Annotated in this window: 2 protein-coding genes and 1 pseudogene; 1 reads left to right on the top strand and 2 read right to left on the bottom strand. The window is 68.2% G+C overall.

Annotated elements, in window-relative coordinates; genetic code table 11:
* Positions 1-173 (bottom strand): annotated as a pseudogene (locus GX015_RS03180) (TetR/AcrR family transcriptional regulator); the annotation flags it as partial.
* Positions 174-786: 613 nt separating this feature from the next.
* Between GX015_RS03180 and GX015_RS03175 the strand changes: the two are divergent.
* Positions 787-1,440 (top strand): hypothetical protein, encoded by a 654-nt coding sequence (locus tag GX015_RS03175; protein ID WP_291342747.1) that lies wholly within the window; start codon positions 787-789, stop codon positions 1,438-1,440.
* 279 nt (positions 1,441-1,719) lie between these two features.
* Here the strand turns inward: GX015_RS03175 and GX015_RS03170 are convergent, their stop codons facing one another.
* Positions 1,720-1,797 carry a GlsB/YeaQ/YmgE family stress response membrane protein gene (locus GX015_RS03170; protein WP_291342748.1) on the bottom strand — a complete coding sequence of 26 codons (78 nt, stop codon included), beginning with the start codon at positions 1,795-1,797 and terminating at the stop codon, positions 1,720-1,722.

The raw sequence follows: 1,797 nt of genomic DNA, 5'->3' as shown, positions 1-1,797 counted from the left end.
TTGGCCACGTCGGCCTCGCGGAGCACGCGGTCGATGCCGATGACGCGGATGCCTTCGTTGGTGAAAAGCTCCGTCGCCGAGGTCAGCAGCCGGTCGCGGGGACTCGGCCGGTTGCGGCGCCGCGACGCGGCCTTGCCGCTCCGCGCCGTCTTGCCGGTCGTCGCATCCGCCACGTCGTGCTCCCGCCCTTTCGTCGTACCTGCCCCTCGCCGGGCACCGCACCGACTGGTCAGACTGGTCAGTGCATATTGCGCTTTCCCCCGGAGTTTACAGTCACGGCGGCGGCGGGGAGGGGCGGCCCGCCTGTTTTCCGGTCGTCGGCCGACTTCGGCGTCCATTCGTCGGCTCCTTCTCGGCTCCACGGCCGAGCGGCAACCCGGTGGGCGTCGCAAAGTAGTGCCACCGTCCCGCGAACCCCCAGGTCGCGTTTTTCGACGCCCACGTTTTGTTCCGCTTTCCGACGCCTCGACCGCTCAGCGAGCGCGAATCCGCCATCCATGCCTCCCTCTCGGGTCATGGGGGCAACCATGGATCCTCTGCCGCTGCCCGATTTTCGGCGCGACCCGCGCGGAACTGCTGAATCGCGGGTGGACCGAGCGCGCGTCCGCCCGCGCGACGCGCGAAGGCCGGCTCGTGCGCATCGACCGCGGCTGGTACTCGACACCGGCGACGACCTTCGAATCGACGATGGCCCTGGTGATGCGCCACAACCCGCAGACGGTGTTCTAGCATCGCACCGCCGCGTGGCTCCACGGGTTCCGGAGTTCGGCGTCCGCACGACTGGACGTGACCGTCCCCCGCAACGTCAATCGCCTCCGCGGTGCCAAGGCGCTCGGGCGGGCGCCCGGGACCGTCACCGCCGTCACGCTCCATGGCTGGCGCGTGACCGGCGCCGCCCAGACTCGGGCGGATCTGGTGGCGTCGATCGTCAACAAGCAATTCCCCACCGCCGGCAGCCGGGCGGCGTTACTGCGCGAAGCGCGGGAACTGGCTCACCCGCGCGCCGGGGCGTTGGTCACGATTCTGTCGTGGGAGCCCGAAGGGGCGCGATCGAACACGGAGCGGCGACTGGCGCGGGCGTTGGCGAAGTTGAGCATCATCGTCGTGCTGAACTACCGCATCGGGCCGTACCGGTTCGACCTGGTGCACGTCGACGCGCGGTTGTTCATCGAGTTCGATTCGAAGCATTTCCACGCCGACATTCGCGCGTTCCGCTCCGACCGCGCCCGCCGGAATATCGCGGTGCGCAAGGACTGGGGGTTCCTCCGGTACCACGGATATCGACATCGATCGGCGCTTCGATGTGGTGGTCGCGGAGATGGCCGCCACCATCCGCGAGCGGATGGGCAGGCCGCGGGCCGAGTCCGACTGGGATCAGACACCAAGTTGGGAGCTTTACGACGACCTGCGCTGGCAGGCCGGGAAGTCCACTGCGGGTGAGATGGGGTTGATCGACGACGGGGATCCCGCGAATCCGGGGTAGTTGGGGGCGGTACCGGCGGGGGGTGGCGGGAGAGCCAGCGTCGGAAAGTGCAACAAAACTTCCGGTCGAAAAGTGGCGACCTGGGGATTTGTGGGACGGTGGCACTACTTTGCGACGCCCACCGACCGGGATCCGCTAAGGAGGCGCCGCGGCGACGCCGTGGGCGTCGGCAAACAAAAAAGAAACCGGGCCGCCCCTCCCGAAAGAGGAACGACCCGGAGTCGGTGAACTACCGCTTAGCGGCGCTTGGTCACCAGGCCGACGATCCACAGCAGGATCACGGCGCCCAGGAGGCAGGTGAGGAAGCTGAAGAT

The organism is Corynebacterium sp., assembly GCF_012837295.1.
Taxonomy (GTDB): Bacteria; Actinomycetota; Actinomycetes; order Mycobacteriales; family Mycobacteriaceae; genus Corynebacterium.
Note: the sequence above shows the minus strand (reverse complement) of the source record. Positions and strands in the feature narration are given on the sequence as shown.